Annotated in this window: 10 protein-coding genes; 9 read left to right on the top strand and 1 reads right to left on the bottom strand. The window is 42.3% G+C overall.

The features are described 5' to 3' along the window. The first annotated feature begins 73 nt into the window (after positions 1–73). Positions 74–1,972 carry a methylmalonyl-CoA mutase small subunit gene (gene mutA / locus K8P02_RS13580; RefSeq protein WP_223381398.1) on the top strand — a complete coding sequence of 633 codons (1,899 nt, stop codon included), beginning with the start codon at positions 74–76 and terminating at the stop codon, positions 1,970–1,972. A gap of 102 nt (positions 1,973–2,074) precedes the next feature. Continuing rightward, on the top strand, positions 2,075–4,222 hold the full coding sequence (gene scpA, locus K8P02_RS13575; RefSeq protein ID WP_195450022.1) for a methylmalonyl-CoA mutase: 2,148 nt from the start codon (positions 2,075–2,077) through the stop codon (positions 4,220–4,222). A 304-nt stretch (positions 4,223–4,526) separates the two neighbouring features. Here the strand turns inward: scpA and K8P02_RS13570 are convergent, their stop codons facing one another. After that, positions 4,527–5,813: a DUF4861 domain-containing protein gene (locus K8P02_RS13570; RefSeq protein ID WP_223381396.1), complete on the bottom strand. Its 1,287-nt coding sequence runs from the start codon at positions 5,811–5,813 to the stop codon at positions 4,527–4,529. 275 nt (positions 5,814–6,088) lie between these two features. Between K8P02_RS13570 and K8P02_RS13565 the strand changes: the two genes are divergently transcribed. From K8P02_RS13565 to K8P02_RS13535, 7 genes are all read left to right on the top strand, one after another. After that, positions 6,089–10,129: a hybrid sensor histidine kinase/response regulator transcription factor gene (locus tag K8P02_RS13565; RefSeq protein ID WP_223381394.1), complete on the top strand. Its 4,041-nt coding sequence runs from the start codon at positions 6,089–6,091 to the stop codon at positions 10,127–10,129. 423 nt (positions 10,130–10,552) lie between these two features. Beyond that, positions 10,553–13,711 carry a SusC/RagA family TonB-linked outer membrane protein gene (locus K8P02_RS13560; protein WP_223381392.1) on the top strand — a complete coding sequence of 1,053 codons (3,159 nt, stop codon included), beginning with the start codon at positions 10,553–10,555 and terminating at the stop codon, positions 13,709–13,711. A 21-nt stretch (positions 13,712–13,732) separates the two neighbouring features. After that, complete coding sequence (locus K8P02_RS13555) at positions 13,733–15,223, top strand: RagB/SusD family nutrient uptake outer membrane protein (RefSeq protein ID WP_025866723.1); 1,491 nt, start codon at positions 13,733–13,735, stop codon at positions 15,221–15,223. A 24-nt stretch (positions 15,224–15,247) separates the two neighbouring features. After that, positions 15,248–16,885 carry a T9SS type A sorting domain-containing protein gene (locus K8P02_RS13550; protein ID WP_025866724.1) on the top strand — a complete coding sequence of 546 codons (1,638 nt, stop codon included), beginning with the start codon at positions 15,248–15,250 and terminating at the stop codon, positions 16,883–16,885. A 79-nt stretch (positions 16,886–16,964) separates the two neighbouring features. Then, complete coding sequence (locus tag K8P02_RS13545; RefSeq protein WP_223381390.1) at positions 16,965–19,127, top strand: T9SS type A sorting domain-containing protein; 2,163 nt, start codon at positions 16,965–16,967, stop codon at positions 19,125–19,127. Positions 19,128–19,143: 16 nt separating this feature from the next. Next, on the top strand, positions 19,144–20,349 hold the full coding sequence (locus K8P02_RS13540; RefSeq protein WP_223381388.1) for a glycoside hydrolase family 88/105 protein: 1,206 nt from the start codon (positions 19,144–19,146) through the stop codon (positions 20,347–20,349). Between the two features lie 5 nt (positions 20,350–20,354). After that, positions 20,355–24,359 (top strand): fibronectin type III domain-containing protein, encoded by a 4,005-nt coding sequence (locus K8P02_RS13535; protein ID WP_223381386.1) that lies wholly within the window; start codon positions 20,355–20,357, stop codon positions 24,357–24,359. Positions 24,360–24,527: the final 168 nt, after the last annotated feature.

Here is a 24,527-nt window from a genome sequence, read left to right as displayed (position 1 = left end):
ACTATTGGCAGCACTTAGAAAGATTCATTAAGATAAAGATAATATTAATCTTGTTTTAAACTTACAATAAACTATGGCAGACAGTAAAGAAAAGCTCTTCTCAGATTTTTCTCCTGTGCCCACCGAAAAGTGGATGGAGAAAGTCACATCCGACCTTAAAGGTGCTGATTTTGAGAAGAAACTCGTTTGGAAGACAAACGAAGGATTCAAGGTAAAACCTTTCTATCGTATGGAAGACCTTGAAGGATTGAAAACAACCGATGCACTTCCCGGAGAATTTCCTTATCTGAGAGGAACGAAAAAAGACAGTAACGAATGGTTGGTTCGTCAGGAAATCAAAGTAGAATCCCCCCAAGAAGCAAATACCAAGGCACTTGATATATTGAATAAGGGTATCGACTCTCTCTCTTTCCATGTAAAAGCAAAAGAACTTAATGCAGCTTATATTGAGACTTTATTGAACGATATTTGCGCAGAATGTGTTGAACTCAACTTCTCTACCTGTCAGGGTCATGTGGTAGAACTGGCCAATCTTCTGGTAGCTTATTTCCAAAAGAAAGATTATGATTTGAAGAAGTTGCAGGGATCTATCAACTTTGACTACTTCAACAAAATGCTCTCTAAAGGTAAGGAGAAAGGGGACATGGTTCAGACGGCAAAAGCCCTGATTGAAGCCATTCAACCATTACCTTTCTATCGTGTACTCAATGTAAATGCACTTTCGCTGAATAATGCAGGTGCTTATATCTCTCAGGAATTAGGATATGCACTCGCTTGGGGTAATGAATATATGAGTCAGCTCACTGAGGCCGGAGTACCTGCTGCTATAGTAGCGAAGAAGATTAAATTTAACTTCGGCATTAGTTCTAATTACTTTCTTGAAATAGCTAAATTCCGTGCTGCCCGTATGCTATGGGCCAATATTGTAGCTTCCTATAATCCCGAATGTCTGCGCGATTGCGATAATAAAGGAGCAAACGGCGAATGTCGTTGCGCTGCCAAGATGAGGGTACATGCCGAAACTTCTACTTTCAACCTCACTTTGTTTGATGCTCATGTGAACTTGTTGCGTACACAGACAGAGGCGATGAGTGCTGCTTTGGCAGGTGTAGATTCAATGACGGTTGTCCCGTTTGACAAAACTTATGAGACTCCGGATGAATTCTCTGAGCGTATGGCCCGTAATCAGCAATTGTTGCTGAAAGAAGAGTCTCACTTCGATAAAGTGGTTGACCCGGCTGCAGGTTCTTATTATATCGAAAATCTGACAGTATCCATTGCCAAACAAGCATGGGAGCTTTTCCTGGCTGTAGAAGAAGAAGGTGGATTCTATGCTGCTCTCAAAGCCGGTACGGTACAGGCTGCTGTGAATGAGAGTAATAAAGCCCGCCACAAAGCTGTAGCACAGCGTCGTGAAATTCTGTTGGGTACCAATCAGTTCCCGAACTTCAACGAAAAAGCAGGTGAAAAGAAACCGGTAGAAGCAAAATGCTGCTGTGGCGGACACGATACCTGTGAAAAAGAGGTGACTACACTGAACTTTGATCGTGCTGCCAGTGAGTTTGAAGCATTGCGTCTTGAAACGGAGGCTTCCGGTAAACGTCCTAAAGCATTCATGTTGACCATTGGTAACTTGGCTATGCGTCAGGCACGTGCACAATATTCATGTAACTTCCTGGCTTGTGCCGGATATGAGGTGATTGATAACTTAGGATTTGAATCTGTTGAAGCTGGTGTAGAGGCTGCAATGGCTGCTAAGGCTGATATTGTAGTACTTTGTTCCAGTGACGATGAATATGCAGAATATGCTATCCCTGCCTTCAAGGCAGTGAATGGCCGTGCGATGTTCATTGTGGCCGGTGCTCCTGCCTGCATGGACGAATTGAAAGCCGCAGGTATTGAAAACTTCATTCATGTGCGTGTCAACGTACTCGATACACTAAAAGAGTTTAACGCGAAGTTATTGAGTTGACAAGTTTTTAAGCTGATAAGTTTTTAAGTTTGTGGGTTTGCGAGTCCTGTACCTGGAACTTAAGAACTAATGATCTTGAAAACTAAAAAACTAAAGAAAAAGATGAGAAAAGATTTTAAGAACTTAGATATATATGCCGCATTTCAGCCCGCTAACGGTGCAGAGTGGCAAAAGGCTAACGGAATCGAAAGTAACTGGAAGACTCCGGAGCACATCAGTGTGAAGCCTGTTTATACAAAAGAAGACCTTGAAGGTATGGAGCATCTGGAATATGCAGCCGGACTCCCTCCTTATCTGCGTGGTCCATATTCAGTGATGTACACCCTTCGTCCCTGGACAATCCGTCAGTATGCCGGATTCTCTACTGCCGAGGAATCCAATGCTTTCTATCGTCGTAACTTGGCTTCCGGCCAGAAAGGTTTGTCGGTAGCATTCGACCTTGCTACGCACCGCGGCTACGACCCCGATCACGAACGTGTAGTAGGTGACGTCGGTAAAGCCGGTGTATCTATTTGTTCGCTTGAGAATATGAAAGTCCTGTTTGATGGTATTCCCTTGAACAAGATGTCTGTATCTATGACAATGAACGGTGCGGTTCTTCCGATTCTGGCTTTTTATATTAATGCCGGCCTTGAACAAGGTGCACAGTTGGAAGAGATGGCGGGAACCATTCAGAATGATATTCTGAAGGAATTCATGGTGCGTAACACCTATATTTATCCGCCTGCATTCTCTATGAAGATTATCTCTGATATCTTTGAATATACTTCACAGAAGATGCCGAAGTTCAACTCTATCTCTATTTCGGGTTACCACATGCAGGAAGCAGGTGCAACAGCCGATATTGAGTTGGCTTATACACTGGCCGATGGTCTGGAATACCTTCGTGCTGGTACGGCTGCCGGCATTGATATCGATGCCTTTGCTCCTCGTCTGTCTTTCTTCTGGGCTATCGGAACCAACCATTTTATGGAAATAGCCAAGATGCGTGCCGCCCGTATGTTGTGGGCTAAGATTGTAAAACAGTTCAATCCCAAGAACCCCAAATCATTGGCATTGCGTACTCACTCGCAGACTTCCGGTTGGTCACTGACCGAGCAGGACCCGTTCAACAACGTAGGGCGTACCTGTATCGAGGCAATGGCTGCTGCGCTGGGACATACTCAGTCGTTACATACCAATGCGCTGGATGAGGCTATTGCTTTGCCGACAGACTTCTCCGCACGTATTGCCCGTAATACTCAGATTTATATTCAGGAAGAAACGTATATCTGTAAGAACGTTGACCCATGGGGTGGCTCTTATTATGTAGAATCTTTAACCAATGCTCTTGCTCATAAGGCATGGGAACTGATTGAAGAGGTAGAGAAGTTGGGTGGTATGGCGAAAGCAATCGAAACCGGTATTCCTAAAATGCGTATTGAAGAGGCTGCTGCCCGTACACAGGCTCGTATTGACTCCGGTTCACAGACTATCGTAGGTGTGAACAAGTATCGTTTGGAGAAAGAAGCTCCGATTGATATTCTTGAAATTGATAATACGGCTGTTCGTCTGGAGCAGATTGAGAACCTGAAACGTTTGAAAGAAGGACGTAACGAAGCTGAAGTACAGAAGGCCCTCGAAGCTATCACCAAGTGCGTGGAAACCAAAGAAGGTAACTTACTGGAGCTGGCTGTAGAAGCTGCTCGTGTTCGTGCTACACTGGGTGAAATCTCTTACGCATGCGAGAAGATTGTAGGACGGTATAAAGCAGTAATCAGAACTATATCAGGAGTGTATTCATCAGAAAGTAAAAATGACAGCGACTTCAAGCGTGCTTGTGAACTGGCCGAGAAGTTTGCGAAGAAAGAGGGACGTCAACCTCGTATCATGATTGCAAAAATGGGACAGGACGGTCACGACCGTGGTGCCAAAGTAGTAGCAACCGGCTATGCCGACTGTGGTTTCGATGTAGATATGGGACCGTTGTTCCAGACTCCGGCTGAAGCTGCCCGCGAAGCTGTTGAAAACGATGTTCACGTAGTGGGCGTTTCTTCATTGGCTGCCGGACACAAGACACTGATTCCGCAGATCATTGACGAATTGAAGAAGTTGGGCCGCGAAGATATTATCGTGATTGCCGGTGGTGTAATTCCTGCTCAGGACTATGATTTCTTGTATAAAGCAGGTGTAGCTGCTATTTTCGGCCCGGGTTCACCGGTAGCGAAAGCAGCTTGCCAGATACTGGAGATTTTGCTGGACGAAGAATAAGTCAACAAGTCTTTTAAGAAATAAGAACAGGGGTAGGAGCCAAATGGTACTGCTCCTGTTTTTTTATCCGGTACAGAAGAGACAGGGCTGTTTTAAATTGGTATTTTATACACAGGAGGGTGTGCCAAAAAGTCTGAGAAAGCTATCAATGTATAATATCGTAAACGCAGATTCACGCAACTTATCGCAAATATTCATTTATTCTTTGCGTCAATTAGCGATCATCTGCGTTTTAATAATAGCGAGTTTTACTTTTGTTACCCTCTCGCTAATACCTCCCTGAAACAATCTGATTACAATAAACTTATTTGGATATTTCCACTACAACCGGATTTACCATATTCCGGGCATAGCTATCAATCATATTCATATAATAATCCCTGTTCGTAAATTGTTCGTCTGCCAGTTCCCAGGCGGCATAGGCATTGAACAGGTATTTTCCTTCTTCATTGGGTTTCATTTTTACACACCACGTTTTCAGGATATCCGAACCCTTGTCGGGCGCATTAAAGACATCGGAATAGTTGCTTACCGGCATAATGAGACTCATCCCCATATACCACTCCTTATTGTAAGTTTGCCGGTCATGCGTACTCATAGAAACAACTTTCCGATCATAAGTCTCCAGTCTTTGAGGCATATCGTTGAAGTTTCCTACAATTCCTGTTACCAATACTGCGTTATCGGGTAGAGGAGAAGTTGTTATCTCATTTTCATATCCATACTTTCCTGCCCAAATAGTCATTGTTTCATGTACGTCGACTTTGGTATTCCCCATTTGCCATCCATAAAAGTCTAATTTAAAGATAGAGCGCACAGGGCCTTTACAAACAAGTGAGTAACGTGTTGAGTCCACATTATCTACAGTTTCTTCTATAGTAACTCCCATACGTAAAAGGGTATCGGGCAATTGAACAGCTATACCTCCCAGTCCGAAAGAGTTGGCGGCACTCATAATGTCTCTCCCCCAGGGGCGGAGAACGTGATAGGTATCACCCGGAGTTCCGTCAGGACGGATACCTACTGTATCGAGCACAAGATCGGGTATTCTTTTTCCAAACACATCTCTACAATTTCGCCCGTCAAAGTAATGGCGGAATCCCATTTTGTCATTTTCCCATGATGGACCGTCTGTCTGGTAGGGATAAGGGTTGTTATCGTCTCCACCTCGTGCCAGGTTTTCTTTTCCATGCATATCGGTTGTCAGCTCTTCTATCAATCCTGGGCGTTTCATTTTACCATAATGCACATTGGTGCGTACAGGGAAATCCGGGTAGCTCGCTTTATCTATCCATTCTAATTGTAAAGTCAGTTTCTCTTTTTCGTTTATGTTGTATACGAATGCCAGTTCATCCCATAGTCCGTCTCCGTCCAGGTCGTCTAACTGGGAAGGAATATACTGTCCTCCTTTATCCTTTAGTACGGGAACCAATTTCTGATTTTCCGCACACAGGTCTTTGCGCTTGATTACACAGGCTTCGTCTTGCCGGGAAGTATCTGTTGGATTGGTTAGTGTGATTATATCTGCATTTCTTTCCGCACAGCTTTCGCAGACCACAGCAGCTACTCCCAAAATGAATAAGAATTTCATACTTGTTTTCATGTTTTCAGAACTTATTTAATGTTGGTTACAAAAGTGGTAATATTCTGTTTAATAAGGTATGAAATCTGATCCATATTCTGGTAAATTTGTATTTTACCCTCTTTTATCGGCTTAAAAAAACAGGTTTATTATACGAAAGTACAAGTACTTGATATAATTTTCACATGTTTCTTATCTATTAAGGTTTATCTTTGTAGCGTTCGCATGATATTTAATTTAATTCCTATATTTGCGTACGTTTATACCAATTGTGTGAAAGAAATATGAAAAACATTGTCATTAACGGGAAGTTCTGGCTCATTTGTTTTTGCTTGTGGTGGAGCTTTTTGTCGATAAGTGCTTTGGGTAATGACTATTCTTTTAGGACATTGACTGTGATGGATGGACTTTCCAATAACTCAGTGAAAGCTATTTATCAGGACTCCCTCGGGTTTATCTGGATGGGAACTAAGAATGGACTTAACAGGTTTGACGGATATGAGTCCAAAACTTATTATAATCATAATGAAGAGTTTGTAGGCCAGTCCAATGATGTGATCAATATAACCCCGGACAAGGTCGGTAACATGTGGATCGGGACTTTTAACGGAGTAATGCTGTTCAATCCGTATACAGGTAAATTTAAAGATCTGTCACAGGCTTATCAGGGGGAACTGCCACGGGGAGTTGTTATAAACATCTGGATGGAGAATGATTCAACAGTCTGGGTAGCAACCAAATCGGGGCTTTATTTTCTTAGAGGCAATACAAGTTCCTGTGTGGAAGCCTTCCGGGGGAAGTATATCAACGCGATGGCGGCTTCGGGTGAACATACTTTGCTGATCGATATTGTACAACAGGGATTAATGGAGTTTAATATAAAAACCAACGTTATCACTCCTTTCAAAGATAAAGAAGAGCGTCCTGTCTCTTCCAAAATAATGCGTGATACAAAGCAAAGGATATGGTGTGCTGCCGATCTGGGAAATATTTTCATTGCTGATTCTGACGGTTATACCTTAAAAAGAGTAGATACCAGTGATTTGAAAATAGGGTTTAAGCAAGCCCAGATACATGATTTGTTAGAGTATAATGATTCTACTTTGCTGTTGGCCACTGACAACGGATTGTATGCGTTGGACGTGAGTAATTCTTTGAAAGTTCATCCGGTCTCTGGTGTTTTTCCTACCGAATTGGCTAAAGTGAACCGGCAAATGTGTTTGTTTAAGGACCGGCAGGAGTCTTTATGGATCGGAACCTTCAATGAAGGAGCCATGCTTTTCAACTCCAAATATACGAAATTTAAATCCTACTTGTTCCATTCGGAAATTCGTAAAGAACCTCTCCGCGTAGTAGGAAAATTGGTTGAATACAAACAGCAGATATGGGTGGGGTGTAATACCGGTATTTTTGTGATTGATCTGATCACCGGGCAGTGGCATCGTGTAAACCTTGACAATCAATTGGAGATAGATACAAACTCTGAAATTTATTATGTATACCAGTTGTCGGCGAATCAAATATTATTCTATTTGCTGAATCAGGGAACATTTGTCCTGAATCTGGATACCAGGAAGGTATCACGCTATGATATCGGTTCACCCGCTTCTTCCCAAATCCGGTCTATTGCCAAAGATGTGGATGGGAAGCTATGGATAGCGCAGGATGAGTTATCGTTATTTGATGTTGTTCTGCGAAAAAGTTCTGTTGACCTATCAACCAATTACGATGGTACTACCCGTTTTATGTTTACTCAGGACATTCTTCCTGTCGGAAAAGATATGCTGGTAGGAACACGTACCAGAGGTGTGTGGCGCTTTCAGCGTAACCTGGATGATGAACTTAAATATTTTAAAGGTGAACCCTGGGGAGGAAAAGAGCTTGAAAACAAGAATGTGAGTGTGCTTTATGAAGATAGCGAGCGGAATATATGGGTTGGAACGTATGATTCCGGATTATATATGTATGATTCGAAGAGTAATGAGGTGATTCATTTCTTCGGGCAGGATAAGATTGCACACAATACCATCTATGATATTATTCAGGATAAACAGACCGGTATGATTTGGGTTGCCACTTTAATGGGGATTTCCCGGATAACCAAAGATCAACAAGTTTTGAACTATACTTATAAGAACGGATTTCCTATTCATGAACTTTCCGGTCATTCCTTTCTGGAAGCCTCTAATGGAAATATCTTTGTGGGCGGTAGAGGGGGAGTGGTAGAATTACTTCTGAGCGAGCTGTACAATACTTCCGGTATTGCTTTACAACCCCGTATTTCTCAGGTAGAGACTCTGAGCTCTATTACGGGCTCCAATCATCTTCTGTTTGATAATGCCGAGGCTTTCAAAGAGATTGAACTTAATTATGGAAACTCTTCCGTGCAGATCAAATTTTCGGCTATGGATTATCTTTTCCCGGATGGTGTGAAGTACGCCTACCGTTTGAAAGGGGTTGAGAAGGAGTGGAATTATGTCAATAGAAATGAAGCGATCTATTCTAATCTGCCGGCCGGCATCTATACGTTTCAGGTTAAAGTTTGTAGTAGTGACGGAGTATGGGGAGACGCTATAACGAGTCTGCCTTTGATTGTTAATCCTCCTGTATGGTTATCCGTATGGGCCAAAATGCTATATTCTCTTTTAGTTTTATTCATGATCTATCTCATTCTGCGGTATTCTTATATGAAAAAGACGGCTAAATACCGGTTGAAGATCGAAGAGATAAAAAAGGAGAATATTGAGCGTGATTATAAGATGAAGATTGAGTTGTTCACCAACTTCTCTCATGAGTTACGCACTCCGTTGACTTTGATAAAAGGACCTGCGGAAGATATACTGTATGATGAGGCCTTGCCCCGGAAGTTTGTTTATTCGGTGAAACAAATATTGAAGAATTCGAACAGGCTGCTTTTGCTGGTGAATCAACTGATGGATTTCAGGAAGATGGAACATGGAGCCATGCAGTTGAATCTGTCTAATGTGAATATGGTCTCTTTTATGACAGAGCGAATAGACAGTTTCTCGGAATTATTGCAGAAACGGGGGATTGTGATCCGGTATACCAATGATTACTACGGAAGTAACTGGTGGATTGATGCCGATTTAATGGAGAAAGTGATTTTTAATCTTTTGTCCAATGCCATAAAGCATTCAAAGGATGACAGTGTTATAAAGGTGGTATCTTCCGTAGAAGGTGACAAACTACTTCTGTCCGTTCAGGATTATGGTGAAGGTATATCACAGGAGAATATAGATAAGATATTCGATCCATTTTTCCAGGTGAAACAGGGGAGCATGTCCAATATGTTCGGTAGTGGCATCGGGCTTAACCTGGCAAAGTATGTAGTAAGTCTGCATCATGGTAAGATTTGGGCAGAAAGTGTTGTCGGGCAGGGAACTACTTTTTTCATAGAGCTTCAATTGGGGAAAGAGCAGTATACAAAAGATGACGTGGTTTATGTCGAAGGAGATTCGGTGGATAAGACATTTGCATTAGAGAAAGAGAGTCTGAAACCAATCGGCGAACCTTTGTGGGAGGATACGAATCCGAATGAAACGGACGAAGCGCCTGTTGTGTTGGTGACGGAGGATGATGAAGACCTGAGAAAATATCTCGTATTACAGTTGTCCGCTTCTTATAAAGTGATTGAAGCTGCCAATGGACGTGCTGCATTGGAACTGGCACTCGAAAAATTTCCGGATATCATATTGAGTGATGTGATGATGCCGGAAATGAATGGACTGGAATTTTGTGAACAAGTAAAGTCGAATCCTAAACTTGCTCATATTCCTTTTGTCATGCTCACGGCAAAGGTGTTGGATGAACATATAAAGGAGGGATATAGCGTGCTGGCCGATGACTATATATTGAAACCGTTCAATATAACTGTTTTAAAAGCTAAAATAGAAAGTATTATTAAGAACAGGGAACAACTCCGCCGGCTCTTTGGCGAAAAAATGTCGGCTATTGAAGTTCCGATGCCGGAGATTGCTGCAGTGGATCCTTTTATGGATAAGCTGATAGAACTGATAAAAGAAAAAGCTTCTGATTCTGAATTGCAAGTAAGCGATTTGTATGAAGAAATGGGATATGGGCGAATACAATTTTTCAGAAAGATAAAAGCTGTTTCCGGGATTTCACCTAATAAATTGATCGTGAATATACGAATGAAAATGGCCGCTGATATGCTTCGTGAGAATCAATATACTATATCAGAGATTGCTTACCAGACCGGATTTTCCGATCCGTCTTATTTTTCCAGAGTATTTAAGTCTGTATTCCAGATCACTCCTAAGGAATATCAGAAGAATATGAAATAGCATACTTTTGTTGTTCTTGTCTTGGGGGAGTTTTGTTTCATCCAGATGAGACAAAACTCTCATGAATATGAAACGAAATGGAACGATCGGTTTCCTTTTTGTATAAAGCGGCTTACTACCTCCTTTATACAAAACTACCAGTGGTGATACTAATTTACCAGATTACAAAATATTTTCAGGTATGACACAATTCTACAGAGGATTGATACGATTCTCCTACTGTTATTGATACCGTGCGGATACATTTGCAACAGAAATTAATAGAAATCTTAAAATATAATGCGTATGGAAAAAGTAACGAGTTAACCTGACCACCTTTCAGAATATCTTCAAAGATATCTTCTATCTATCAGATGTATTATAGCATCTATTATATTATTAAAACAAGAATAAGTTTAATCAAAACAAAAATCAAACTTAAGTATGCAAAAACACATTTTGCTAACAAATTCCAGATTCATTTGGGTAACTGCACTGTTATTAATCTGTGATGTAGCTTTTGCACAAATGAAGGTTACCGGAATAGTAACTGACCCATCTGGTGAGCCTGTTATAGGTGCAAATGTTTTGGTGAAAGAAACATCCATGGGAACCATTACGGATTTAGACGGACATTTCACGGTAAATGCCCCGGAAAATGGTTCTCTGGTTGTTTCTTACATCGGCTATTTAACTAAAACCATTAAGATTTCCGGCAAGAACAATATCAAAGTGGTTTTGAGTGAAGATAGTAAAGCGTTGGACGAAGTAATCGTTATTGGTTACGGTAGTGTAAAAAAGCAGAATCTTACTTCATCGGTGTCTAAAATGACAGACGAAGCTGTCAAGGAGCGCCCTGTAGCTACACTGGGAGAAGCATTGGCTGGTAATCTGGCAGGTGTTCGTGCACAAAGCACAAGCGGTGTTCCCGGCGAAGAACTGCAAATACGTATTCGTGGTGTGAATACGATCAATGGTAGCAGTGATCCGCTGTATGTTATTGATGGTGTACCCTATGAAAGCATGAGTGATATCAATCCTGCTGATGTGGCATCCATACAGGTTTTAAAAGATGCTTCGGCTACTTCTATTTATGGTGCCCGCGGTGCAAACGGGGTTATCCTGATCGAAACGAAGCAAGGTAGTGACAAACCGGCTGTTACATTTGACGGTTTCTATGGTCTGCAAGATCCGGAGAAATATGTTAGTATGATGGATGCCAAAGAATGGCTGGCTTTCAATATCTGGAAGAGAAACAACGACCATTTGCGTAGTGGAGGTTCAATGAGTGACCCTATGAGCGCACGTGCCGATGCAAATAAGATTCCGGATTCCTGGTTAGATCCGGACTTGGTGACTACAGATTGGCAAAAAGCAATTACTCAGGTTGCGCCTGTACAGAGCTATCAGTTGTCTGCATCGGGTAAACATAAGATGGGAACGATCTATTTTTCAGGAGGTTATTATGATCAGAAGGGTATCATTAAAGAGACCTACTATAACCGTATTAACTTCCGCTTGAACGGAACATTGAATCTCTCGGATTATTTAAAAGTAGGCGCTAATATTTCCGCTTCACGTAGTAAGCAGGATAATAAAGAGGCGCAGGGCAAAGAGACTGTTATTCAGCACGCTTTGATGCAGGCACCGATTGTAAAACTGGATGAAGCTACCCGTGACTGGGGATATCCGGATTTAGGTATTACCGTATATCCTAACCCTTTGGAGCGTTTGAAAGAAACACTGGATCAAACAGTGCAGAATAAGGCAGCAGCATCCGCCTGGGCTGAGATTACTTTTATGAAAGGCCTTGTGTTCAAGTCACAGTATAATTATAGTTATGACGGCAGGGTATATGAGTACTATGTTCCGGGCAATGTTACCTACAATAACAATAATGTAACTCTGGGAAAAAGTAATTCTCAAAGCAATAATAGCTGGTCTATTCAGAACACTCTGACTTATGACGCTTTGTATGGTAACAAACATGCCCTGAATGTTATGTTGGGGCAGAGTGCTGATGCAACTGATAAGTATCGTATTGATGGTGAAGCAACCGGATGGCCGTTGGAGAACATTCCGACACTGAATGTGGCTACTTTGGCAAAAAGGGCTTCTACGGAAAAATACCAGGTGCGTACGGCTTCTTTCTTTGGTCGTGTAAGTTATAATTATAAAGAAAAGTATTTGCTTAATGTAACCGTACGTAATGACGGTTCTTCACGTTTCGGTGCAAACAATCGTTGGGGATGGTTCCCGTCATTCTCGGCAGGATGGAAACTCAATGAAGAGTCATTCCTGAGCTCTGTAAAATGGATCTCTTTATTAAAACTTAGAGCATCCTGGGGAAAATCGGGTAATGACCGCATTGGATATTACGATTATCTGTCAGTGCTGACTACTGATAACTCGGCTTATGGCAATACACTTCAGGCTGGTATGGCTCCTAAAAATCTGAAGAATGAAGATTTGAAGTGGGAGAGTACAGCCAGTCTTGATTTCGGATTGGATTTCTCTGCTTTCAATAACCGTTTGCAGTTCAATTTTGACTATTATATTAACAAGACCGATAACCTGTTGTTTAATCTGCCTATTGTAATGACCAGTGGTTATGACAGAATCCGTACCAACTTGGGATCCATTCAGAATAAAGGATGGGAGTTGGACATAACAAGTCACAATCTGACAGGTACATTCAAATGGTCTACTTCTCTGAATCTTTCCGGTAACCAGAATAAAGTGCTGGACATGGGAGGTATCGATAGTTTCACCGATTCAATGTGGGATGGTAAGTTCATAACCCGCGTAGGCGGACCGGTATCACAGTTCTATTGCTACCGCACGAATGGTATCTTGACAGCAGATGATTTTGAAAAGAAAGCAGATGGTACTCCGGATGAAAACAAACCTCTGGTACCTGTATACAAAGGTCAGCGTATTGGTAATGTGAAGATGGTGGACCAACCTACTAAAATGGTCGACGGAAAACTGGTAGGTGACGGAGTAATCACAGAAGACGATCTGGTGCCTTACGGAAATAATATCCCTGATGTCATTTATGGTATAACAAACCGTTTCTCTTATAAGAACTTTGAGTTGAGTGTCTTGATTCAGGGACAGATTGGTGGTGATGTTATGTTCCTTGGACAACGTTCTTTGGACTATGGTTCTCCGGGAGTTAACCAGTTCTCGCATTGGGTACGTTGCTGGAAACCCGATTATCAGGCTGTTTACGGAGATCGCGGAGATCCTACTCCTTACTATTTAGGTGTAGATATGTCATGGGATGGTACAACCCCCAACATCTATAACCGTAATTCTACTTATGAGAATAATTCAGACTTACGTATCTACGATACCACTTACTTGAGAATCAAGAATATCACCTTGTCATATACTTTACCCAATGACTTATTGAAAAAGTCTTTCCTGAAAAAAGCTAAAGTATATGTTTCATTGGATAATGTGGCAACCTTTGACAATTATCCGGGTGTATCTCCTGAAACGAATAGTTATGGTAATTCTACAACAAGAGCAGGGGTGGATTATAGTACATATCCTATGAGTAGAAAATATACCCTTGGTGTAAATCTTGTATTCTAACTCTATAAAAACAATGAAAAAATGAAGCAAATAACATTCATATTATTGTTATCGTTGTCGTTTGTGTTGGGAGCTTGCAATGCTTTTCTGGACATTACTCCACAGTCCGATTATACGGTGGAAGAAGGCTATAAAAAGGAATCGGATTTTGAGCAGGCTATCTCGGCTGTTTACGGAAAACAACAACTTCTGTATAATACGAACTCTTGTTGGTTTATGTATATCAATCACCGTAGTGATGATTCGCGAAATGCAAATAACGTGGGCAGGTTTGTTGATTCACCTAACGAGAGTATCTGGACTACTTCCTGGAAAACTTACTGGTCTATAATTGACCGCTGTAATCTGATTCTGGATAAGATTGATAATGCCGAATTCACAAATGAGGAAAGACGTGATTACATTAAAGGAGAAGCTTATATGCTGCGTGCCTATGCTTATTGGAGTCTGGGTTGGCAGTGGGGAGGCGTTCCTTTGATCACAAAAACGACTCCTTTGTCGGAGATCCGTAAAATTCCGCGTTCTACTCAGGAGGCAACTCTCGGACAGGCCATATCCGATTATAAGGAGGCTATCAGATTGCTTCCCGAAGAATGGGGCACGAATGACATCGGACGTGCTACCCGCTATGCTGCTGCCGGAATGCTCGGCCGGTTATACATGTTCCAGAATAATTTTGAAGATGCCCGGACTTACCTGAAAATGGTAGTAGATCAGGAATCTGTACGCTATGAAATGGAGAAAAAATATGAAGACTGCTTCATTGACTCCAAAGACAATGGAAAAGAACGTGTTTGGGAAGTTCAGTTTATCGGAGGGCAGATTGGTGAAGGTAATTCATTTATTACCGGCTTTATTCCTGAAAAACTGACATTGCCTAACACTGCTTACGTGGCTCCTTTCACCGGATATAGCGGAAATATGAGAGCGTCGGAGAATTTATGGGATGCTTACGAAACCTCTCCGAAAGTGGATAAACGGAAAGCTCTGTCCGTAGTTACCAATGTGAAGATTAACGGAACCTATGATACACAGTCCAAGCTGGTATACAAATATTGCAAGTGGGATACTTACACACCGAAAGAGAAAAATGACTGGGCAAACAATCTTCCTATTCTGCGGTATACAGATGTGAAGATGATGTATGCTGAGGCTCTTAACGAGCTGGGCTATGTGGCTGATATCAACAGTGAACCTTTTAAAATTCTGAATGCCGTACGGGCTCGTGCCGGACTGGATGCATTGACTCCTGTGGAACTGTATGATAAAGATACTTTCCGCAATGCAATTATCCAGGAGAGAAGAGTTGAGTTTGCTTTTGAAGGCCTGCGTTGGTGTGATTTGATTCGTTGGGGAATAGCCGTTTCTACAATGAATGAACACTTTAAGCATCGTGACGAAGGTTCCGGACAGTATACAGTTCAGGATTATCAGTTGCTGCTACCGATTCCTTTCTCCGAAATGGCAGCTTATAATGATGTGAATATCATGTGGCAGAATGAAGGTTATTAATGTATTATTAAAAAAATAGTTATTATGAAAAAACATTTATTAGCATCTTTGATGATTGCAATGGCTTTTACCAACCAGTTAGATGCAAAGAACGTGTATGTGAAATTAAGTAGCGATACAGAAGCCTGGAGTCATATTACTCAGGATGAAAACAATGTGGTTGTAGAGATTACCGATGGAAAGTTTAATGGTATATTGAGCAATATTGCAGCCAAAGATAAAGTGTGGGTTGCGAAAGGTATTTATCAGGTGACAGGTTCCATCAATCTGAATGAAGACCGTGCAGGAGTACAGATATATGGTGGTTTTAAAGGAAATGAAACCGCATTGGAACAGCGTATATTGAAAGATCAGGATGAAAACGGTATTGTAGAGCCTTGGGAGTTTGAATACGAAACACAATTCCAGGGAAATACCGATACTGATCCCAGCTATCGTATATTCACTATGAATGCAGAAGGAGATGTGGTAGATGGCATAACGATCTGTGATAATACAAACGTAAATGATCATGGGGCGGGTGCTTACCTGAAAAATAATGCTGTTCTGAGTAATTGCATCGTTCGTAATATTAAAGCGGAAGCCAGTAAGAATAGCGCCGTAAACGGAGCCGGTGTATTTGTGGATGGTGCCGGTTTGGTTAAGAGCTGTTTGATTGAGAGTTGTACGAATCAGAACGACGATTCCGATGGTTCTTCTTATGGCGGCGGTATTAATATACAAGGAAATAAAAGTGTTATCAGCAATTCTGTTATTCGGAATAACCAGGTAGTTTCCGGTAAAAACGCATTTGGCGGTGGTATCTTTTTAAATAACAGTGCAGTAGCAGAAAACTGTGTGATATATAATAACTCTTCTGTTTTTCGCGGTGGTGGTGTTTATATCCATAACAATGGTGGAAAGTTGATTAATACAACCGTAGTAAAAAATATGGGTGCTAAAGCTGGTGGTGGTGTTTTCTCTAATGGAAATTCCACTATTTACAACTCTGTATTTTGGGGCAATGTGAACGAACAGGGGAATGCAAATAATCTCAACCTGAATCAGGCCGGATATGTAGAGACATTTGCATACTGCGGAATCCAGGGTGCAGGTATCTGGATGGAAAATAAGAATCTGAATACAAACCCAACTTCTTACCAGTTGATTGAAAGCAATGACTTTACTGAAGAGGTAACAGAAGGACTTGCCCCTCGTTTCATTCGTCCGACAGTAGAAGCCGGTATTGGTTACGAATTTCTGGAAGGAACGTTGGAAGCAATAGCCAAGGCAAATTGGGGACTTTTGAATGCATCAGACTTGGTAGATAAAGGTGTTAATACCATTCCTGATTATACGATTGCGACGACCGACATTTGCGGTAATGCCCGCCCGATGGGTCAGAAGTATGATTTGGGTGCTTACGAATTGGGTAGTGGTGCTACTGGTATTACTACTAACCAGAAAGAGCAGAGTCGCTTCACATTGGTTGCTAACAGCAATGGAGTTACCGTATATGGTATTGAAGGGCTTGCTAAGGTAAATGTGTACAATACTTCAGGCGCATTGGTTAAATCCGTACAACTGGGTAATGGAGAAACCATTTCTCTTATCGAGCGTGGAGTGTATTTCCTGTCTGTCTCCGAAGGTGAGACTTCACAATCAGGCAAAATCCTGTTTTAATTAAAAAAACACATCCGGACTACTTAGTCTTGAGTTTAAGTAGTCCGGAACTTTTTCCGGTAATTTTATGAGTGAACCAATGAAAAAACTTTCTATCTGGCTGTGTGTCTTATTATTTATGATAAGTGCTGAAAGTAGAGCGCAGTCTATGATTTCGGGGGCTACCTACGAGAAACGGTGTGATGCTATGATTCAGTATATGGCAAAGGGTACATCACCTTCCGGAGGTGATCCTAAATATACGGGTCCGTATTATTTTGCACGTTTATATCTTAATTACGATAAGTCACGGGCGATAAACAACCTGGAGGCTATGTATGACAAATATATAGCCGATCCTGATTTGTATTACAACTCTACGGGTTCGGGCGTTGAATTTTATGCTCATGCCACACTACATGGTTATTTGCTGACAAAGGACAATATGCCGGAGTCTTTAAAAGCCAAAATAAAGACGTTTCTTCAGTTAGGTGATTATAATTCAAGAGGAATTACTCTTAATTTGGATATGATACGTTATACGGTCGGCTTTATGGCTACTGAGCAATGGAGTGATTTTACAGATCGGTACGGACGTACAACGAAGCAGATCAGGGATTATAATCGTCCCCGTATTTTGAATTGGCTGAATAAATTCTTCCACAATAATTGTAGTGAAGCAGATGCATTTATTTATTTCTCTACGAATATAATGTATGTACGTATGTTGGCTGAGTTCTGTCAGGATGAGGAAATTAATCAAAAGGCTAATGCGGTTTACCAGCAAATGATTGCCAGTTTACTTTCGGCCTGGAATCAGGGATTGTATGTGGCCAATCCACCTCGTTGTAAGGGTTGGGACCAATTATATACAGGTGCCCGTGCTTCCAATTCGAATATAACGGCGCTTGCCTGGTTGTACTTCGGTAATCAGGAGAATAAATACCTTTTTATTCCGGGACTGACCGTAACCAATAATACGGCAAGTATGAATTTCTGGTTGGCTTATAAACGTAATGTGGCTCCCGACCCGGCTTTGTTGCAGGTTTACGACTCGAAGGAATATCCTTATGTATATACCAGTTACATTAATGATATAGGAGTGAATGGTTCAAACAAAGATGTGTTGAACTGGAAACGTTTTAAATATACATATCAAAGCAACAATTACGGTTTGGCTACTCAAACAGAAATCCCTTATGATTTGTCAAAAGCTACTTCCTGCTATGCCTATAAAGAGACCAAACGTACTTATCTGGCCTGGCAAAGTGATGTTGTAGAGAGTGTGTTTTCTGTTTGTCAGGACAATCCTGCCCGTCCTACCGACAATACAAATGCTAATATTGAAGGATACGGAGAGAACCCTTATCACAGGGTGATGCAATATGAAAAAGCAGCGGTTGGGGTGTATAATGTACCGACTACTTATATTCAGGGAAAGCGTTACCGCATCTATGTTCCTTTCACAAAAAGAGGTATTAAAGAACGTATCGAAGCAGATGGCTGGATCTTTTGTCATACCGGAACGATGCTTTTCGCCTTTAAAACATTGGAACCTTATACGTGGACGAATACAGATTTTGTAGTCAGCAATCACGATGTTCTTACTTTGGAAGATACCTCTTGCCGAAAAGGAGCCTGGGTACTGGAAACCTCAGAAATAGAGCCGGAATATAAAGCGGCTACCCGTAGTGAGGAACTGGAGTTATTCAAGAATGCGGTTCTTACCAAGACAAAGATAGAAAAACAGGATTATACTACAAGTAAGCCGGCAGTGAAGTATACTTCTTTGAGTGGCGATGTTTTGCAGTTGCAATTCTTTCCGCCTACCGAAACTTATCAGGATAATTACAAGGTGAACGGAGTACCGTTGACCCTTTCTGAAGAATACCTCTTCAATAGTCCCTATGTACAGCAGAAGAATGACGCAGATGAACTTTTCGTCTATAAAAATGGTGTGTTGGAAAAGACTATCAGTTGGAATGATTCGTCTGTTGGGATTGAGAATGCCAGAGAAGAAGCAGGTTACCGCCTTTTCCCCAATCCGGTAAGGGATGAGTTCCATCTTTCTTTTCCGCAGGAAGATAAACCGGAACGTGTGTCGATAGTCTGCTTATCCGGACAGGTAGTGAGGCATTGGAATATTCAGGAAGAATATGAGCAGACAGTTACTCTTTCGGCTGTGGGCTTGTATGAAGGACTTTATTTCCTTCGTGTTGACAATGGCAAAAAAGTATGTATGCTGAAGTTTTTAAAGATTTGATTATATAGTATTAGTTATGAAGAAGAATATTGTTTTCTTTGCATTGGTAATCCTGGGGCTGGCATCATGCTCAAGGCAAGAAGTGAGTTATTTTGATAATTTCCCGGAGGGGGCTGATCCCGTTGAGATTGGTACTAAAATAACTTACCGCTTCTTGGCTCAGGGGCATTCGCAGTATGGTAGTCCTTTACGTATAAACGAACCACGTACTCAGATTACTTATCCGGACGTTTGCACCTGGTTGGGAGGATTGTGGTTTGCTAAGGAATGTGGCAATGCGGAATTAACACAACGGTTGACCGAACGCTTCGAGCCTTTGTTTACTACAGAAGCATTTCTTCAACCGAAACCGAACCATGTTGACAACAATGTATTCGGAGCATTGCCTTTAGAATTCTATTTGCAAACCGGTGATGAACGGTATAAGAAAATGGGGATGATGTATGCCGATTCGCAATGGGAGCTGCCGGCAGACTGGACGCTCGATCATCAGGATACATGCAAGAGCAGTATGTATGGTGATTTTGTAGATGCAGATGTCTGTCTGCCCCAGCAAAAGGAGTGGGCAGATAAAGGATACTCCTGGCAGACACGCTTCTGGCTGGATGATATGTTTATGATTACTGCTATACAGGCACAGGCTTACAGGGTAACGAACGAACGGAAATACATCGATCGTGCCGCCCGTGAAATGGTGCTTTACCTGGATTCCATACAACAACCTTCAGGTTTGTTCTATCATGCTCCGACAGCTCGTTTCTGTTGGGGGAGAGGTAACGGATGGATGGCTGTAGGCATGGCAGAGTTACTGCGTATTCTTCCGGAAGATAACCCGGATAGGAAAGCTATCATGCAGGGGTATCTCAAAATGATGGTACGCCTGAAAGAGATGCAGGACCAAAAAGGTATGTGGAAACAAGTTGTAGATGATGCATCTATGTGGGAAGAAACATCCGGTACGGGTATGTTTGCATATGCGATGATCGTAGGTGTAAAAAAAGGATGGCTCGATAAAGACGAGTATGGTCCTGCTGCTCGTAAGGCGTGGATTGGACTTACTTCTTATGTGAACCAGATGGGAGATGTAGAAGGTGTATGTGAGGGCACGATGTTAGGAAATACAAGTGAGCATTATCGTAACCGCAAGCCATTGACAGGCGATCTGCACGGACAAGCTCCGGCATTATGGTGTGCTTATGCTTTGATAGCTGAAAAAATTTAAAATTGATGAGATATACTGTTATAAGTTTTATTGTGTTGTTGTGCTGGGTATTTGATACCTATGCACAACAATATCGTATTTCTACGGACCATCCAGCTGTAACTTTTGAAAAAGAGAATCCGCTTTCCTTGTCTATATACAGTTGGCCGGAGACTCTGATCAGCTATCCGGTTACTTTTTCTCTGGATAGTAATGTTGAGAACCGTTTGGAGTTGATAGATACCCGGACCGGAAATCCGGTTACTTTTCAACTTTCGGATAAGAAGTACGATAACAATCGCATTTGCTCTGCACGTATCCATTTTTTCGCCTCCATGTCTGCCGGGGGAGGTTTTAAGTATACTTTGCGGTTGGGCAGCCGGAAGATGAAGTCTGATCATCCGGTATACATCGAACGAAAAACGGACTGTTGGATACTTGGAAATACGGATTTTAGTGTTGCCATTCCTGTAACTGCTACCGTGAATGACAATATCGCTCCGGCTCCAATTCTTTCTGTTTCAAAGGGAGAAGGAGCTTCCGGTCATAACAGGTTGTACTCCGGTCATAAGAAAATAGTGTCCGTAGAGACTTCCGTAAAAGAGAATGGAGAGCTGTTTGCCGAGTGTCTGGTACTTTATCGTTTGGAGGGAGGAGCCGAGTATCGGACTTCTGTTAAGGTGGTACAAGGCTATCCGTTCGTAATCTTCGATGAAGAGATGAGCGGAATAGAAAAACAAGACGGAGTTTTTGTAGATATGGAGTGGACCGGCTTCCATCCGACTCATAAATATGCTAACTGGGACCGTCAGAAAGATGTGACCGTTGCTGACGGAGTACCTGTTGAACAACCTCTTTATACCAGTTATTGCCAGGAAGATCCGCATTGGACAGGTGAAGGATGGATAGAACAGGTTGACAAAGAAATGGTATATCGTCTGTTGCCTTTCGGAGGAAACTCTACGCGGGAGCAAGTTCCTGTGATGACTTTTTGGGAGAGTGGAAAGGATGCCCGTGAGTTGGGTGTATTTGTTTATGACCACAATCGTTGGAATGACCGGCAATACGGTATTTGGCAGCCTACTCCCGATCTGTCTGTCTATTTCAGATATGCGGATAAGAAACTCTATTTTAAGTATCCGGTACAAAATGGTACGCGCTCTACAGCAATAGCATTTACCCGGATCGGTGATACACACCCCAAAGTGGAGGCTTTCAATAAGAGTATTGATGATATTGCGGCTAATGGCGGAAAAGACCATTCGGCCGAAATGGTATTCCGGTATACGATGATGCTTCACCGGCAATATGCGTTACTGAATCTGGATAAGGTGAAGAACTGGGTACTGGAATATCCACGAGAAGCGAAACGCCCCGAAAATCCTTTTGCCAAAAGACTCAAAGAAACTTCTGCCGATCGGTTTTATAAGCAGATGGTCACTTCTCCGATGGCGTATTATATGACCGGGATGAACAGTTTTCCGGGCATTCATTCCATTTCTCACCGCCCGGTTTATTCACAGTGGGTACAGGATTATCTGACTTACTACAAAGATTTGTCCGACGAACAACGTAGGACTGTTGAGGCTCTTTTCTTATTGGCCGGTTATGTGAATATGCTTGAACCGATGAATGCCATTCGTACTTCATTGGCAGGCACTGCCAACATGGCTGCCGATGGATGGGCAGTGACCGGACAAACGGCTTTTCTTTTCCCGGAACATCCGATGGCAAAGGAGTGGGCCGATTTCTTTGAGAAGTCGATTGAAGTTTATGGTTTGTTTTATACCCGTCCGGAAGTCAGCTCCTATGAGTCTAAGGGAGGACGTTGGGTAGAAAGTTTAGGAGTGTACAATTGGGCTTATCTGCGTCCTACCGTACATTCGAATATAGCCTTGGAACTGTTTGATGGTAAAAATCGGTTTGCAGATTCTCATATGGCGCAAAGAGCCCGCTGGATGGTTGATATGGTAACGCCGGGACGAGCTTATCCACCTCATGGTGCACACGGTGGCGGTAGGTTGGTGCCGTGCTATGCGCCTGTTTATGAATTAGGAAACTGGTTGCAGTATTATGATCCGCTGGTAGCCGAAAATTTACGATGGTTGGGAGCGATAGGAGAAGATGTGGAAGAAAAGGCGAATGATACGAAATGGGTAGAGGTGCATAAGAATACGCATCAGACGAAAGATACAGGTACGAGTCCGCATCTGAAAAGTTGCAAATATACCGGGCATGGGATTGTACTTCGTGCCGGAGTTGATTCGGACGAAGAACTTTCCATCCATTTGAATCAGGTAGACAAGGGGCCCAATTACCGCTGGGGACATCAGGGGCAAGGCAATGCAGGCGGTATCTATTTCTATGCACAAGACAAAGTTTATACCGGTCATGAAAATGAGGCGGTAGGAGATCATACGCAGAATAATACGGATGGAGTAACCAATTTCGGAGTCATGAAAAACGGTACTTTCTGTAATATCGGAATGAATGAGCTGGTTGCCCCTTTATACGATCTGGAGATAGCTCAGATGGCTGAAGTACGTTCGGCAGAGGGAAAAGATTCTTTTGCATGGCCTGAATATGTATCCCGCAGTATTCTTCTGGTAGGGACCGATTATTTTCTGATTTACGATCAGACCGGAACTAATTGGAGAGCTTTCAACCGCTTCTCATGGTTCACCCGGAAAGAAGATGAATTTCCGAAGATTGTATTTATGGATAAAGTACGTCCGGAGTATTGGACAACGGCAGGAACAGCGAAGTCAAAAGGCTTTTACCGGGATGGTGTTGGTTCTTTGCTGACGCTGGTTACTCACAAGAAAGAATCGGTACGTGTTTTGGATGGTAAACTCACTGTTCCGGCATTATTAGCAGGAAATGATGTTTATGAATTCGTTCCGGATAAAAGCAGGAGTCCGAAGGGGATAGTGCAGATTGCTACAGATAAGAGCCGGGATATTATTTTCAGGGACAGCGATCCCATTACCTGGCATTCGGATTCTGTGACTTTCAAAGGAGAAGCAGGGATGGTTCGCCGGATGAAGAACGGAGATCTGCAACTGGCCCTGTTCAAAGGTTCTGAGATTGCTGCTGACGGTTTGGGTATTTATCTTACAGATGAGACAGAAACAGCCATCGCATTGACACGCCTTGTAAGTGGAGATTGCAAGGGGAGATTGAAGTCGGACGGTCAGGCGACGTTGACTTTGACAGGTGTGAAAGGGGGAAAACTCTATATTGACGGAGTGATGTACAAAGGGGATGTAGCCGGAGTGAAACTACCCGCCGGAGAACATTCCATTGAATATACAGCCAAAGAACCTGTTCCTATGCCCACAACGATTGAGGATGTTGTTTATGCAAAAGCCGGCAACATGGTTTATTTATCAAAGCCTCAATCGGTGTCAAAGGTCCGTATGGAACTCTCAAAAGATGGAGGCAAAAGTTGGGAAGTATCAGGCACAACCACAAAAACTATATATATGTTGCCCAAACTGGCAGATGGTAAGTATCATGTACGTGCTGTCTCTGTCAACGGAAAGAAAGAGGCTGCTTCTGCCTGTGAATATCCGGTTTATATAAGTAAGTCTCCTTCTCATTATCCGGAAGGCTTAAAACTTCAACTTGATTCCGGTCGGATTGATCTCTCCTGGGGTCAAGTATTAGGTACTGAAGTTTACAGGGTTTACAGAAGAAAGTTGGGTGAGAAAGATTTCCTGAAGGTTTATGAGGGAAAAGCTACTTCTTTTGCGGATGAAGAGCTTCAGGGAGTTGTTCCTGCCTTTAGCCTGCCTGGTAGCCTGGATAATGCTGATGCCGATAGAAGTGGAATTATTGTATACGAGTATACTGTGACCGCTTTAAATGGAAATGGAGAAAGTGCAATGGCTCCGGTGGTGAACAGTGATCCTGCTTCATGGGCAAACTGGTATCCATCTACTGAACTGAAGTTCAAACGTCGTTCTGCATTCTGGATGGAACCGTATGTTCCGGCTAACGCAGTTCCCGGGAAGTATTATCCAGATTGAGAATAGTAGTGCACTTGGTTGCGTTGGTTGATGAGTATTGAAAGGATAAACGCAGATTTTCGCAAAGAGATATAAATTAAAGACTTAACTTTCTCTTAATCTGCGAAAATCTACGTTTATCCTGCGTTTCAACAATCGTTCCCCTTTTGGGTTTTTAATAATGCTCTA

Origin of the sequence: Bacteroides nordii, assembly GCF_019930665.1 — a bacterium.
Classification (GTDB): Bacteria; Bacteroidota; Bacteroidia; order Bacteroidales; family Bacteroidaceae; genus Bacteroides; species Bacteroides nordii.
This window is presented reverse-complemented; position numbering and strand designations above follow the sequence as displayed.